Genomic DNA, 14,464 nt, shown 5'->3' on the forward strand with positions numbered 1-14,464 from the left:
AATCGGCGGGTCGTGGCAATCGGGCCGGCGGCCGAAAATGCCGCCTGTTGTCAGAGGCCAGAACTCACGCCGATGTCGCCGAGAACCTGCTCCAGCGTGGCGCGACGTTCTGGGGACCAGTCTGCAGTTCGCGAAACGATAAGGCAGGCTTCACTCCTGAGCATCACACCATCTTCAAGCACACGCAGACCATTGGCGGCGAGCGTGGAGCCCGTGGTGGTGATGTCGACCACGATATCGGCAACCCCTGATGCCGGGGCAGCTTCGGTGGCGCCCAGACTTTCAACCGTGCGATATTCGGCTATGCCGGCCTTGGCAAAATGCTGGCGGGTAATGGTGATATACTTGGTGGCGATGCGCAGCCAGCGACCATGGCGGGCGCGGAAGTCCGACGCGACATCGGCCAGATCGTGCATGTGGGTGACATCAATCCAGGACTCAGGGACAGCGACAACGCAGTCTGCCTTGCCAAAGTCGAGCTTGCTGGCGATCGACACGCTGGCCGGGCCGGTCTCACTGGTTTCGTGAATAAGGTCGAGCCCGGTGACGCCGACATCGATATTGCCGCGGATCAGTTCGCGGGCAATTTCAGAGGCTGGAAAGAAGCGCACGGTGACATCGGGCATGCCCTCGATAGCGCCGAGATAAGAGCGCGCGCCGCCGGGGCGGGTAATGGTCATGCCTTTGGCGGCAAACCAGTCGCGTGTCAGTTCTTCCAGACGCCCTTTGGAGGGCACGGCCAGGGTAATGCCGGTCATGATGCGACCTCCGCTTCGAGACGATCAACCCAGACAGAACAGCCGGAGGCGGCGATGGGTGCAGTGGCGCCGAGGCGTTCTAGCAGACGATCATACTGGCCGCCCGAGGCGAGAATTTCGCCGCTGGGACCGGTGAGTTCAAAAACGATACCGGTGTAGTAATCGAGGCGTGGCGAAAAACTGGCGTCAAAGCTTACCCGGGCTTCGCCCAGGCCATTGAGGTGGCGGCGCAGGGCACGGATGGGGGCACCAAGCATCAGCTTGTGCTGAGCGGCCAGTGCCTCAATCTGCGTGAGTGCCTGCAGCACGGAGCCGGAAATAGCCAGATAATCACGCAGCAATTTGAGCGTTTCAGGCGGCACATGCGCCGCGTCGAGCGCCTGCTGCTCAAGATAGCGATCAGCGATTTCGTCTGGCGTACGACCTTCGGAAAGGCTGAGACCCGACGCCACCATCTGCGCTGTGACATCTTCGACCAGTTCTTCGCGACTGGGCTGAGCCTCGCGCGGCATGTCGGGTGCTGCCTCAAGGCGTGTCAGCAGCCGATTGAGCGCTTCGGTGTGACCGAAGCGGTTGCGAATACGTGGACGCCAGGCGTCAGGCATGTCGGCCTGGGCCAGCAGGCCCTCGAACAAGCCAACGCCACCCAGACGAACCTGCGGCGCGACACCAAAAATCGACAGCGCCGCGCGGGCAAATGTCAGCACCTGATCAAGCGCAACATCGCCATCGGGCTGGGCCAGCAACTCGATACCGGCCTGGTCGAATTCGGCTGCGCCGGTTTCGCGCTGGCGGAAGATGGGGCCGAGATAGGAGAAGGCTGCCGGCTTGCCGACACCATCAGCGATGTAGGCCTGGGCAATCGGCAGGGTGAAATCGGGGCGCAGACAATGTTCGGCGCCGGTCGCATCGGTCGTCAGCAACAGCCGACGCCCGAACTCTTCACCTGCCAGATCGAAATAAGGATCGGCCGAGAGCAAGAGCGGCGGCGTGGCGCGGGTTGCGCCCTGCGCCTCGACCAGTGCCTCAAGATTGGCGCGACGGAGCGCTGCGCCGCTCATTGTTCGCTCAGCAGCTGCTGGATGGCGGAGACGAGGTCTTCGCGCTTGATTTCGAACTGGCCGGGGCGCGCCGCTTTCCATTCAGCATTGTCTGTGATCTCGGCAGCAGCCTGTTTCCCGGCCACCAGATCTTTGACCTGCAAAATGCCCTGCTCGCGTTCCTGACTGCCCTCGATAATGACGGCTGGTGCGTTGCGCTTATCGGCATAGGCGACCTGCTTGCCGAAATTCTTGGTGTTGCCGAGGAACATTTCGGCGCGAATGCCGGCCTTGCGAAGCTCCGACACCATGGCCTGGTAGCCCGCGGTCTGATCCTTATCCATCACCAGCACGACAACGGGGCCAACAGGCTCGGCTGCGTCGAGATTACCGGTGAGCTTGAGCGCACTGGCCAGACGCGAAACGCCGATCGAGAAGCCGGTGGCTGGAACGGGTTCGCGCCGGAAGCGTGAGACCAGACCATCATAGCGACCGCCACCGCCGACCGAGCCGAAGACGACGTCTTGGCCCTTTTCGTTCTGTACCTTGAAGGTCAGTTCGATCTCAAAGACTGGACCGGTGTAGTATTCGAGGCCACGCACCACCGATGGGTCGAGCATGACGCGATCACCAAAGCCGCTGGCCTGGACCAGACCGAAGATGGTGGCCAATTCCTGTACACCGGCCATGCCAGCGTCAGAACCACCAATCAGACCCGCCAGTGTGTTGATGGTGCCCACAACATGGGCATTGCTGCCGCGCTCCACGCCGTTAGCGGGTTCACCGCTGGCAACATAATCGAGCAGTGGTTCAATCTGGTCGGGGGTCAGACCGGCGCCCTTGGTGAAGTCGCCGCTTTCATCCTTGCGACCTGCACCGAGCAGCAGCCTGACGCCGTCGGTGCCGAACTTGTCGAGCTTGTCGATGGCGCGCAGCACGGTGAGTTTCTGCTCGTCGGAGGTGACGCCAGCGGTGGCGAGGACGCCGTCGAGCACCTTTCGATTATTGACCCGCACGACGTACTGGCCCTGAAGGCCCAACGCATCCATGACGTCGGCCATCATCATGCACATTTCCGCGTCGGCCTCGGGGCTGGCGGAGCCGACCGTATCGGCGTCAAATTGCATGAACTGGCGGAAACGGCCCGGACCGGGCTTTTCATTACGGAACACATAGCCCTGACGATAGGAGCGATAGGGCTTGGGCAGGGTTTCAAAGTTCTCGGCGAAATACCGGGCCAGCGGCGCTGTCAGATCGTAGCGCAGGCTCATCCACTGCTCGTCATCGTCCTGCAGAGAGAACACGCCGGCATTGGGCCGATCGGTATCGGGGAGGAATTTGCCGAGGGTTTCGGTGAGCTCAAGCAGCGGGGTTTCGACGGGATCAAAACCATAGCGCTCATAGACCGCCTTGATCTTGTCCATCATGGTGCCAACCGCAGCGATGTCGCCGGGCGTACGGTCTTCAAAACCGCGTGGCAGACGCGGGGCAATCAGCTTGGCTTTTTCGGTCATTTTGGCGGTCCTGCTGGGTCGGGGTGTTGTTAGCGGATCAAGGTGTTCGAGACAACAGCCGCGCCGATGCTCCGGTCCATTCGGTGAATGGCCGGGTATCGAAAACGGACGGTCCCCGAGACGGTGTTTCGCCTCTGAGAAAATTTTAGGGACACGAAGACCGCCTCGGGGCACCGGTTTTTTTGCCCCGACCGTATGGCCATACCCATCGCTCGCAGGCCGGCTGCCCAGTCTCGCACCCGTACGGCTGCAATGCCGCACGCCCAGGCTGTCCCGCCTCTGTCCTGCAGGCCGCCCGTGCGGGAGAGATGGGACCAAGATAGGCACGCTTTGGGTTGCGGGGATCAGGGTGATAGACGCCACACGCATTGGTCAATCTTCACCCCCTCCCATCTGCCATGAGCGCGATGCGCGAATGGCAGCTGGTAGGGTGATGTGCAGCAATTGGGGCGACAGCCGAGCGTGATCAGCTGTCGCCTTGATCTAGATGCCCGGCCTCTTCAGGGGATCGGGGATGCCCGAATTGTGCGGGGCGTTGTACCAGTAGCTCGGCACGTCGAGCGGCGGCAGGCCGACATCGGCCCGCAGGTAGTTGGGCAGATCAGCCGGGATACGGGGCCGGTTCCACCAGGCGCCGACAGCGGCACCGACAACGGAGAACAGACCGCGCTGATACACTGCATCTGCGATAGAGAACTCAAGGCGCAGCACAACGCTGCCCTCGGGAAGAGAGTTTTGCGACATGATAATGCCCGGACGCGGAAACGACCGGCCTTCTTGTTGGGTTGAGCGCCTGACGGACTGAAACGGAATCGCGGGCGACCCGGATTCAAGTCATCAAACAGTTCTGGTCAGGGAGTGTCCGCAGTCAAAAGGGACTGCACTGGCTTGGACGCTAGTGGCGCGCGCAATGCCATTTGCCATGACCTGTATGGAGATCAAACATGACTGTCATGTAGCTGCCTCCCTCAGGTTGGCTGTTGTGGACGAATGTTCTCTAGCTCACGGCAAAGTGAGCCGCAAGCGAGCATGTGGCGGGATGTCGCACTAAGCTGCGATTGTTGCGCGATGGCAACAGTTTGGCCGCGCTGCGCTCAGCGCGTCGGCATGGGGCGAACCAGCGCATTGCGCTGCGCTTCCACTTCCGCGCGGCAAAAACAATCGATTGTATGGTCGTTTACCAGACCCATGGCCTGCATGAATGCGTAGCAGGTAGTGGGACCGACGAACTTGAAGCCACGTTTGCGCAGGTCCCTGGAAAGCGCACGCGAGGCGTCGGTCTCAGCAAGCTTGCGCAGGGCGTCCCAGCTCAGATCATCGGGACGGTGTTCGGGCCGCGTCTCAAAGCCCCAGAAATAAGCCGCGAGAGAGCCAAACTCGGCCTGAATTTCGAGCGCGCGCTGGGCATTGTTGATGGTGGCTGAAATCTTGCCGCGATGGCGGATTATGCCCGCGTCCTGCAGCAGGCACTCGATGTCGGTCTCGTCCATAATGGCGACTTTGGGAATGTCGAAGTCATGAAAAACAGCGCGGAAGTTCTCGCGCTTGCGCAGAATGGTGATCCAGGAGAGGCCTGACTGGAACCCTTCAAGGCAGATTTTTTCGAACAGGCGCGTGTCGCTGATCACAGGACGCCCCCACTCGACATCATGATAGTGTTGGTAGAGCGGGTCGTCACTGGGCCATGGACAGCGTGGCAAGGCAGAAGAGTGCTGCAAATCTGACACTGAGTTTGACATGGGTGGCCCACCTTCACTATCGAATGAGGGGCATTGCTTAGACCGCAATTGGATCAATTGGAATTGCGGAAGACGGTATTGTGGCGAAGACTTTGCCACGATGACAGACGGATGCAGGAAATTGAGGGTGCGGCGGTGATTATTCCGGGTCGATTGCGCGCACTGGTTGTTGATGACAACACCTATGCCCGCGCCATTTGCGGTGCGAGCCTGAAAAAACTCGGCGTCACCGACATTACCGAAGCCGATAACGGGGCCGAGGCGATACTCGCGCTGATGACCGCGCCGTTCGATTTCATGGTGATGGACTGGTATATGCCCGATATCAGCGGCGCGGGCCTGATGCGCGTGCTGCGCGATATCCGCTTCGGCGCCCCCAGCAATACCCCGGTGATCCTGATGACGGGCTATGCCAGCCGGGATAATGTCGCTCTGGCGCGCGAACTGGGGGTCAACGAAGTTTTGGTCAAGCCGTTCACCACAACGCAACTGGGTATCGCCGTGGGACGGGTTCTGGGGCAGTCGCAGCAGGCCGGCGGAGATGACGCGGTGTTCCTCTGACCCGTTAAGGTTTGAATAACCATTGGCGTCACCAAAGACTTAACTACGCCCGTTCACCGCAAATTCGACAATTGAAGCCATCGTTACCACCAAACACCGGCCAGTCGCTGGCAGTAATTGTGAGTGGGACAATGGGAAACACAATCGTGGTCAAGAGTGCGCTGGCGCTGTTGCTGAGCGTATCAATGGTCATGCCAACCTCCAGTGCCGGGCTGCAGCCTGGATGGCGGTTTGCTCCCCCACCGGGCATCACCATTACCCAGTCCAAGCCGCGCCACGCGCTGGCGATGCAGGCCAACATGGCCGTGCATCCGATGTATCTGCGTCAGGTGGTTCAGTACCCCACACATGAGAGCAGCGGCACGCTGGTGGTCGATACAGGCGCGCATTTCCTGTATTTTGTGCTCGGTGACGGGCGGGCGCTGCGCTACGGCATTGGCGTGGCCAAGTCGGGATTTGAATGGCGGGGAACCCACCGGGTATCGCGCAAGGCCGAGTGGCCAGGCTGGACGCCGCCAGCGGAAATGCTCAAGCGTCGCCCCGACCTGCCCCGCCATATGGAAGGCGGCCCGGATAACCCGCTGGGCGCCCGTGCGCTTTATCTGGGCTCCACTTTGTACCGCATTCACGGCACGACCGAGCCCTGGAGCATCGGGCAGAATGTGTCCTCGGGCTGCATCCGTATGACCAATGCGGACGTCATAGACCTTTACGGACGCGTCAAACTTAATAGCAAGGTGGTTGTCCTTTAATAAGGATTTCCCGCGACACTCATGCTTGCTCCAAACCGGGGCAGCCAGCCTATGGGTCCTGCATGATGCGTCAGTCTTCCAGCCTTATCACCCGCTTCAAACGCGACGAGCGCGGCGCCTTCGCCGTGATCTTTGGGCTGATGGCGATCGTCCTGATCGCTTTGGGTGGCGCGGTGGTCGACTATGTGTCGATGGAGCAGGTGCGCAATCGCGGACAGATTGCACTGGATGCGGCAACGCTTGCGCTGCAGCCTGAGATTTTCAAGGTTCCCGTCAATGTCGCTGACATCAAAGAGCGCGCCGAGGATCTGGTACTGGATCGACTGGGCGGCGAATTTGGCGTGACTGCCAGCCTGCTGGACCCCACCGTGGACGTGGCCAATGGCACGCTGACGCTGGAAGCACAGATGAGTGTGCCCACAGTGTTTGTGTCGCTGGTTGGCGTCAGCAAGCTTGATGCCCGCATCCGCTCGCAGGCCACCCGGCGCATGCTGGATGTCGAAGTTGCCATGGTGCTCGACAATTCGGGGTCCATGGGCGGCAGCAAAATGAGCAACCTCAAGACTGCAGCCTGCAACGCGGTCAATATTCTGTTTTATGATCGCGATGGCTTAGGCTGCAAGGTTCCGACGGGGGTCTCCAAGAACGAGAACGTGCGGATCGGCGTGGTGCCGTTCACCGCCCTGGTCAATATCGGCACCCAGTTCAAGAACGAGGCATGGCTGGACTGGACCAGCGCCTCGCAGGTGGCCGCCTATGGCGAGATTCTCAATTTCGATGATGACGACAACGAAAACACCAAGTTCACCGGGCCGATGGACCGTCGCACGCTATTCAATGAAACCAAGACAGACTGGCTGGGCTGCATTGAGGCGCGCGTCTCGCCTTATGACACCACTGATGATCCACCGGACATCGCCGAGCGCAAGTTCATTCCACTATTTTCGCCCGACACGGTCTACAACAATAACAACAACTACCTGTCGGACAATGGCGGCACCTGCCAGCTCAAGACCTGCACCCAGGAAAAGACCCAGAACAGCTGCTATTACAGCCGGTGGAGTGGTTGGACCTGCTACGGGTCCACGAGTTACAAGTACACCAAGCGCGTGGGTAACATGACGACCAATCTGGGTGCGGCCTCCTGCCTGCCGTCTAACCCTGTCGAGATTTCGTCGTCGTCCAATACTGGTTCGACGACCACCACGACAACCGTCTACAGCCTGCTCACCGAGCGCGAACTGCAGAGCCGACTGTGCAAGTATAATGGCACCAATGAGAACTCGAGCCGCACCAATGACAATTGCCCAACGGCAAAGGTGCTGCCACTAACGGACCAGCCAAAGTCGGTGCTCGACAGCATCAACGCGATGGTGGCCAGCGGTAACACCAACATCCAGCAGGGCACTGTATGGGGCATGCACGCGCTAACATCTGGCGAGCCGCTGATCGAAGCCAAACCCATGGCGCCTGGCCAGGTTTCCAAGGTGTTGATCGTGATGACCGATGGTGAGAACTACCCTGATCTCGGCCCCGGCGATTCCGACATGAATGGCAGCAGCTATTTTTCCTGGGGGTTTCGTTATGACGAACGGATCGCGCCCAAGAATGAAATCAATACCCGGGCCAAGCTGACCAGCGTGATGGATGATCGCACCATCGCTGCATGCGAATTTGCCCGCGAAAATCGCGACATCGATGTGTACACGATCGGGTTGGGCTCGAACAATGCGACCAAGGCCATGCTCACCGCGTGCGCCTCGGGCGAGGAGTATGCCTACTTCCCCAACAGTGCCAACGAGCTCAATGACGTATTCCGCGCCATTGCCGGTCGTCTGGCAGCACTGCGGTTGTCGCTGTAACAATCTTGGGGGGGGTGGTACCGCCTCTCCGGATTGAACGGAGGACCTCTAGATCCACAATCTAGCGCTCTAACCAACTGAGCTAAGGCGGCACATTTGCCTGTCAGGGGATCGCCTTAAGCTTGCCCCGAAAGCGCGCGGAACATAGGGCGAGAATCTCGGGATGACAAGCACCCATTTTGCACTTTTTGCCCAGCTCTGCCACAGCGGGGTGATCAGTGGAAAACTGTCTGGCGCGATCGGGCGCTGACCTTTTGCAAACCATTGGTATTTAACCATGACCGGCGAAGCTGGGCCCTGAGCGCCCCGCCGCTATGGACCGTGCGCAACCCGCACTATATTGAAGAATACTTAAGGTTCCGGGCACAACTGTGCCGGAATGGCACAATAAGTTGCCGCCAACCCGGGACGGAGAAGACGCCGGTTTATGGATGCTGAGTGGATCACATCGCCAAATGCACGTCGCGTGCTACAGCATGCCGCAGACCTGCGGCCGGCTTGGCTATGGTCGCAAGACGGGCAGACCCTGATCTGGCAGAATCCTGCGGCCGGCCTGTTTTTGGCCAAGCTCAAAAAACATGGGCTGAAGCTGGCGCCGCCAGCGGTGCCGATCAAGGGACAGGTTGCGCGCAATATCCGACTGGGCTCACCGGGCCGAACGAGCCTGGCCCGGATCCAGTTTCTGGCCGGTGAAAAGCCGGCATCGTCAACCTGCGCTACGACACCGCTGGTGTGGGAGAACGGGCAGAATGTTCTTCTGATCGTGGGCGTGGATCCCATTGCCGATGACATTGTGGCCGCTGCCGAACAAAGTGGCGCCCTGCAGGACGAGACCGACGCCGCTCTGGAGTTGGAAGAGCGCGTTGAGGCCGAGACCCATACCGGCGAAGTTACGCCAAGCCAGGATGCGGCCAGCCAGAGCACATCCGGCATCTACACAGATGAAACCCCCTCCACTGACGCGATACAGGCTGAGGTGGATAGCGCTGGCGATGACGTGGCTGCGTGGACGGTAGAGAACGACCACAGTATCGAGGTGCCAGAGGCGCCTGAAGAGCCGCCCCTGAGCGATGATGAACAAAGCCATGTTGAGGACAACGCCTATGCACGTGAACTCGACAGCTGGCGTGCGGCCGAACAGGACGGTCAGCCGAGCCTGAGTGTAGTCGACAATGCGACCGAAGCCAGCGAGCCTGGATATAACGGGCTCGTTGATGGGGCAGACGCCGTAGCCGACAGCGCAGAGCTCGAGACTGAGACTGAGACTGAGACTGAGACTGAGACATCGGAAACGCCTGAGCCGTCTGCTGACACCAGTTCGACCAGCAGTCGCCTTAGCCGTCTGGTGGATCAACTGGCTGCCGACGACGCGCTCTATGCGCCGCTGACCGATGAGGATGACGCGCTGCTGCAAACGCCGCAGCTAGAGGACGCTGCACCTAATCTGGACGTTAGCGAGACTCTGGACGATATCGCGGCAGACGAGATCCATGCCGATGCGGAGACCGATCTGTTCCGTGTCACCGGTCGCGGCTTTGTCGCGGAGCCGCAGGAACAGACGGAGGAAGAAGCTGATCAGGCGGACTTGAGCGCACTGGACGTTCCTCACGGTGAACCTGCCGACGACGCCAGCGAAAACGACCCCGTCGAAACGTCCGCGGATGAGGAGTCGAACGGTGCGAACGATGCCGCGCAACGGCTGAGCGCGGCCATGGCGGAGATCGAACCGCCACAGAGCAAGGACCCCGAGATTGTCGAGCGTGTCTCCCGCTACAATTTCGACGAGCTGTCGCGCATCCTCAACGACCGTGTAGGGGATGCCAACCAGCCAGTGCAGCGTCAGGCGCCGGTTACCCAGCAAAGCGCGGCTCTGGTCAGCCTGGGCGGTGAGACGCTGGTGCTCAATCGCCTGCCACTGGGCATTCTGGTGTTCCGTGACCAGCAGATCCTGTTTGCCAATCGGGCAATCACGGAGATGGTCGGTTACGACTCGGTAGAGACGCTGCGCGAGGCCGGACTGGCAGCGGTGTTCCCGGCAGCAGGTCCTGACGAGCACGATGCCGGCCCGGTCAATCATCTGGTGCAGCGTGACGGGACATTGGTGCCCGTCACCGCGCGGTTGCAGTCAATTTCCTGGCACGGGCGCCCGGCCCTGATGCTGTCGGCCAGCGGCACCGAGGTGCGTACTGGACATGAAGGGGCGGTCAACGCATTTGCTCAATCACTGGCCGATGTGCGCGGCGATGGCTTTTTCGAAGCCAGCCGGACTGGCGTGGTGAGCGCCATCACGCCTAAGGCCAGCAGCCTGCTGGGTCACAGCGGCCCGGTCGAAGGCAAGCCACTCACCGGGCTGATAGCCGGTAGTGACATTGCCGCCCTCCGCGCGTTTCTTGAGCGGCCGGCCCGGTTTGCCGAGACCGCACGGCCTGCCCTGTCCTTGCGGGCAGCCAATGGCAAGGCCGAGATTTCGCTGTTCGCCCAGGGTCAGGCCGGTGTGGTCACAGGGTATTTCGGCTTTGTGCAAGGGCGCGATCTGGCACCGACGCGTCTGAGCGGTCCGGCCGAAGCCGATCCGGCGCTACTGGGACGCATCAGCCGCGGTGTGCGGCGGCCCTTGAACACCATCATCGGCTTTGCCGATTTGCTACGCAATGCGGGCGGGGATACCCAGCCCGGCCAGCTTGAAGGCTATGCGCGCGATATCAGTGCCGCAGGTCAGGACATCGCCTCGCTGGTGGATGAACTGGACGATTATGCCCGGCTGCGCGATGGCCGCTACCTGCCGGAACGCGCCAGTATCGAATTGACCGAGATGCTCGAGAATTGCGTGCTGCGCATTCGTCAGCACGCCAGCAATGCCCGAGTGTTTGTGCGCAATGCGATTTCGGAAACCCTGCCCCGGCTCACCGCTGATCGGGCATCGCTGGAACAGGCCGTGCTCAACCTATTGGCCAGCGCCATCGATCAGAGCCCCAATGGTGGGGCCGTGGTGATTTCCGCTCAGCGCGAAGATGGCGGCGGCATTGCCGTGCATGTGCGCGACAGCTCGGTGAACGCCGTCGATATGGCAGAGCGCTTCGTGGTGTTTCGCGATGGTACGGGGCGTGACGGCAAAATGCTGGCGCCGGTGCGCTCAAGCGTTGGACTGGCGCTGACGCGCTCGCTGCTGGCAGTCAATGCGTTCTCGCTCAGCGTCGACCCGGCCGGCGAAAAAGGCATGTTGTTCACGCTGCGCATTCCCGCCGATCTGGTCGAAACAGATCCCTCGACTGACGTCGCTGAATAGACCAGCGCCAATGCCCACTATGTCGCATTCGTGAAAGTGGACATCCACAATCAGCTAATGGCCTGATTTTTCACAGCATTTGCTGCCCAGTTTTGAACCGTTCCAGAGTTCAAGTCTTTGATTTCATTTAGCATTCTTGACTCTGGCGCCGCTATGGCAGAGAACGCCAGCGCTTGAGGGAGGTCCTTTTGCCCTCGCTATGCTTTGGAGACTGTCATGACCAATATCGCGCGTCTCGCGGTTACGCTGCTGACCTCGGTTACCCTGGCTGGTGTTGCTGCACCGGTTTTCGCCCAGAGCGGCGAAGTGAACATTTACAGCTATCGCGAGCAGAGCCTGTTGCAGCCCTTGCTGGATCAGTTCAGCGCCGAGACCGGCATCAAGGCCAATGTGCTCTATGCCGGTGACGGCCTGCTCGAACGCGTCGCCGCCGAGGGCGAATTGTCGCCCGCAGACGTTGTGCTGACGGTTGATATCGGCAATCTGGTTGGTGCCGAGGAACAGGGGCTGACCCAGCCCATCACCACCCCGGAACTCGATGCGCGTGTCCCTGCCGAATTCCGTGACGATGACGACAACTGGACGGCTTTGTCACTGCGCGCCCGGGTTTTCTACGTCTCCAAGGATCGCGTCGACGCCACTGCGTTGAGCTATGAAGACATTGCCAAGCCTGAATGGAAGGGTCGCGTCTGCACCCGTCCGGGCGACCACGCCTACAATATCGGGTTGATTGCCCAGCGCATCGCCGCCAATGGCCTGGACGATACCCGCACGTGGCTGGCTGGCGTACGGGACAATCTGGCCTATGCGCCATCGGGCAATGACCGCGAAGGCGTCAAGAACATCCTGGCGGGCACCTGTGATCTGGCGATCGGCAACACATATTACATGGGCGCCATGCTCAACAATGACGCTGAGCCCGAGCAGAAGCAGTGGGCTGCATCGGCCCGCATCATCTATCCTGATGCCGATGGCGCAGGGACGCAGGTGAATGTGGCTGGTGGTTTCATCGCCAAATATGCACCCAATGCCGAGAACGCCAACGCACTGATCGGCTTTCTGCTATCGGACGAGGCCCAGAGCATCTATGCCGACACCAATTATGAGTTCCCCGTGGTGCCATCGGTGGCGCCGTCTGAATTGACCCAGAGCTGGGGCACGTTGAACGCGGCCAAGACGCCATTGGTTGAGGTCGCAGCCCATCGCGATGAAGCTGCTGCTCTTGTCGATGAACTCAAGTTCAACGAAGGTGCACAGAACTAAGCGGCGGAGTCGCCCAATTTCGAGCGTATCTAGCGATCACCAAGGTTTCAGGACCGGCAGGGCATTTGCTCTGCCGGTCGTTCCACTTTTGCTTGCCGCCATCATGGGGCTGCCCATCGTCTGGCTGGGCTGGTCGGCGCTAGAGGCCATTGCATTGGGCAGCAATGGTCTGGCCGCGTCCATGCTGCCAACCGCCCTGCGTGAAACCGGTGTGCTGATGGCAAGTGTGGGGCTGGTGACGGGCTGTGCGGGCCTGGTGGCTGCCTGGCTCGTGACGCATTACGAATTTCCCCTGCGCAGACTGTTTGACTGGGCGCTGGTGCTGCCGCTGGCGGTGCCAACCTATCTGGCTGCCTATAGCTATGTAGAGTTTCTGGGGTTTCCCGGGCCGCTGCAGACGGCCCTTCGTACACTCAATGGCGCAAGCACGCTGCAGGATTACTGGTTCCCCGACATCCGCAGCAATTGGGGCGCGGTGCTCGTGCTCTCCAGTGTGCTCTACCCATATGTCTATGTGGCGTGCAGAGCGTTTTTTCTGATGCAGTCGAGTTCGCTCAATATTGCTGCGCGCACGTTGGGTGCTGGCGGCATGCGCACGTTCTTCACCGTCACGCTGCCGCTGTCGCGGCCCGCGCTGGTGGTCGGGGTTACGCTGGCCATGATGGAGGTCGTCAACGATCTGGGCGCGGTGCAGTATTTCGGGGTCAACGCGATCACCGCGATCATCTATTCGACCTGGATCAACCGGTCGGACTTTGGCGGTGCCGCACAACTGGCAGTGACCGTGGTGCTGGTGATCGGCCTTTTGATTGCCGCCGAGCAGCGGGCGCGCCGTGATCGGGTCTATCTGGGACGGCGCGACAGCCGTGTGCCGCCCGCGCGCGAATATCTCGTTGGTGCGCAACGCTGGTTGGCATTCGGGTTCTGCCTGGTGCTGCTGGCGCTGGGGTTCGGCATTCCGGTAGGACAACTGGGTTATCTGGCGTTCCGCGTGATCCTGCCGGAGACGGTCAGCATGACCATCAATGCGCTGATCCCGACGCTGATCCTGGCAAGCCTGGGTGCGGTCATCACGGTCGCGATCGGGCTGGTTGCCGCCAAGCTGGCGCAGCGCTCGGGCAGCACAGGTCGCGGCGCGATCCGGCTGGCGACACTGGGCTATGCCATTCCGGGAACGGTGCTGGCGCTGGGATTGCTGCAACCGCTGGGTCAGGCCGATCTGTGGTTCAACCGGATGACCATGGCCCTGATCGACTGGCGACCCGGACTGATCCTGTCGGGCTCGATGGCCGCACTACTCTACGTCTATGCCATCCGTTTTCTGGCCGTGAGTCATTCCACACTGGATGCCGCGATCAAGAAGCGTGGTGATGCCATGCTTGATGCCGGCCGGGTGCTGGGCGAGCGGGGGCTGGGGCTGCTGCTGCGCATCGATCTGCCGACGCTGATGCCCGCGATCCTGAGCGCAGCGACGTTGGTGTTCGTCGAGATCGTCAAGGAATTGCCTGCCACGCTGCTACTGCGCCCGCTTGGTATAGATACGCTGGCGACACTGGTCTACTCGCGCGCAAATGTCGGACTTTTCGCACAGGCGGCGCTTCCCGCACTGTTTATCGTGCTGGCGGGGCTTATTCCGGTCATTCTTGCTACGAGACTGGGCGATCGTAGGAAAGTATAACAATCGAGCCT

At 60.7% G+C, this 14,464-nt stretch carries 11 protein-coding genes and 1 tRNA gene; 6 read left to right on the plus strand and 6 right to left on the minus strand.

The features are described from left to right. Positions 1-50 precede the first annotated feature (50 nt). From hisG to KD146_RS12120, 5 genes are all read right to left on the minus strand, one after another. Entirely contained in the window at positions 51-758 is a 708-nt protein-coding gene (hisG, locus tag KD146_RS12100) for an ATP phosphoribosyltransferase (protein ID WP_212658912.1), read from the minus strand. After that, positions 755-1,819, minus strand: a complete 1,065-nt coding sequence (locus KD146_RS12105) for an ATP phosphoribosyltransferase regulatory subunit (protein ID WP_212658913.1) — start codon at positions 1,817-1,819, stop codon at positions 755-757. The genes hisG and KD146_RS12105 overlap by 4 nt, the downstream gene beginning before the upstream one ends. Next, entirely contained in the window at positions 1,816-3,312 is a 1,497-nt protein-coding gene (gene hisS / locus KD146_RS12110) for a histidine--tRNA ligase (RefSeq protein WP_212658914.1), read from the minus strand. Before hisS ends, KD146_RS12105 begins: the two co-directional genes overlap by 4 nt. Before the next feature lie 483 nt (positions 3,313-3,795). Next, the gene (locus KD146_RS12115) at positions 3,796-4,056 is read right to left on the minus strand and encodes a hypothetical protein (RefSeq protein ID WP_212658915.1); all 261 of its coding nucleotides are present in this window, start codon (positions 4,054-4,056) and stop codon (positions 3,796-3,798) included. Between the two features lie 350 nt (positions 4,057-4,406). Beyond that, positions 4,407-5,051, minus strand: coding sequence for a DNA-3-methyladenine glycosylase I (locus KD146_RS12120; protein ID WP_212658916.1), 645 nt, complete (start codon positions 5,049-5,051; stop codon positions 4,407-4,409). A gap of 111 nt (positions 5,052-5,162) precedes the next feature. Between KD146_RS12120 and KD146_RS12125 the strand changes: the two genes are divergently transcribed. The 3 genes from KD146_RS12125 to KD146_RS12135 all read left to right on the plus strand — a co-directional run bounded on the left by KD146_RS12125 (position 5,163) and on the right by KD146_RS12135 (position 8,226). Further along, positions 5,163-5,612, plus strand: a complete 450-nt coding sequence (locus tag KD146_RS12125; protein ID WP_212658917.1) for a response regulator — start codon at positions 5,163-5,165, stop codon at positions 5,610-5,612. A gap of 185 nt (positions 5,613-5,797) precedes the next feature. Next, positions 5,798-6,364 carry a L,D-transpeptidase gene (locus KD146_RS12130; RefSeq protein WP_427857086.1) on the plus strand — a complete coding sequence of 189 codons (567 nt, stop codon included), beginning with the start codon at positions 5,798-5,800 and terminating at the stop codon, positions 6,362-6,364. A gap of 62 nt (positions 6,365-6,426) precedes the next feature. After that, positions 6,427-8,226, plus strand: coding sequence for a pilus assembly protein (locus KD146_RS12135; protein WP_212658919.1), 1,800 nt, complete (start codon positions 6,427-6,429; stop codon positions 8,224-8,226). A gap of 15 nt (positions 8,227-8,241) precedes the next feature. Here the strand turns inward: KD146_RS12135 and KD146_RS12140 are convergent. After that, positions 8,242-8,318, minus strand: a tRNA-His gene (locus KD146_RS12140). 335 nt (positions 8,319-8,653) lie between these two features. On the opposite strand from KD146_RS12140, the gene KD146_RS12145 reads away from it, so the two are divergent. From KD146_RS12145 to KD146_RS12155, 3 genes are all read left to right on the plus strand, one after another. Next, complete coding sequence (locus tag KD146_RS12145; protein WP_212658920.1) at positions 8,654-11,512, plus strand: sensor histidine kinase; 2,859 nt, start codon at positions 8,654-8,656, stop codon at positions 11,510-11,512. A 216-nt stretch (positions 11,513-11,728) separates the two neighbouring features. Beyond that, on the plus strand, positions 11,729-12,775 hold the full coding sequence (locus tag KD146_RS12150; protein WP_212658921.1) for an extracellular solute-binding protein: 1,047 nt from the start codon (positions 11,729-11,731) through the stop codon (positions 12,773-12,775). Positions 12,776-12,878: 103 nt separating this feature from the next. Continuing rightward, on the plus strand, positions 12,879-14,453 hold the full coding sequence (locus KD146_RS12155) for an ABC transporter permease (RefSeq protein WP_212658922.1): 1,575 nt from the start codon (positions 12,879-12,881) through the stop codon (positions 14,451-14,453). Positions 14,454-14,464 lie beyond the last annotated feature (11 nt).

This window comes from Devosia litorisediminis, assembly GCF_018334155.1.
Classification (GTDB): Bacteria; Pseudomonadota; Alphaproteobacteria; order Rhizobiales; family Devosiaceae; genus Devosia; species Devosia litorisediminis.

What these genes read in the sequence shown, in the direction of transcription:
- KD146_RS12145 (WP_212658920.1), top strand. Translation starts at nt 8,654, where the DNA reads ATGGATGCTGAGTGGATCACATCGCCAAATGCACGTCGCGTGCTACAG.
- KD146_RS12150 (WP_212658921.1), top strand. Translation starts at nt 11,729, where the DNA reads ATGACCAATATCGCGCGTCTCGCGGTTACGCTGCTGACCTCGGTTACC.
- KD146_RS12115 (WP_212658915.1), bottom strand. Translation starts at nt 4,056, where the DNA reads ATGTCGCAAAACTCTCTTCCCGAGGGCAGCGTTGTGCTGCGCCTTGAG.
- KD146_RS12105 (WP_212658913.1), bottom strand. Translation starts at nt 1,819, where the DNA reads ATGAGCGGCGCAGCGCTCCGTCGCGCCAATCTTGAGGCACTGGTCGAG.
- hisS (WP_212658914.1), bottom strand. Translation starts at nt 3,312, where the DNA reads ATGACCGAAAAAGCCAAGCTGATTGCCCCGCGTCTGCCACGCGGTTTT.
- hisG (WP_212658912.1), bottom strand. Translation starts at nt 758, where the DNA reads ATGACCGGCATTACCCTGGCCGTGCCCTCCAAAGGGCGTCTGGAAGAA.
- KD146_RS12135 (WP_212658919.1), top strand. Translation starts at nt 6,427, where the DNA reads ATGATGCGTCAGTCTTCCAGCCTTATCACCCGCTTCAAACGCGACGAG.
- KD146_RS12125 (WP_212658917.1), top strand. Translation starts at nt 5,163, where the DNA reads ATGCAGGAAATTGAGGGTGCGGCGGTGATTATTCCGGGTCGATTGCGC.
- KD146_RS12120 (WP_212658916.1), bottom strand. Translation starts at nt 5,051, where the DNA reads ATGTCAAACTCAGTGTCAGATTTGCAGCACTCTTCTGCCTTGCCACGC.
- KD146_RS12130 (WP_427857086.1), top strand. Translation starts at nt 5,798, where the DNA reads ATGGTCATGCCAACCTCCAGTGCCGGGCTGCAGCCTGGATGGCGGTTT.
- KD146_RS12155 (WP_212658922.1), top strand. Translation starts at nt 12,879, where the DNA reads ATGGGGCTGCCCATCGTCTGGCTGGGCTGGTCGGCGCTAGAGGCCATT.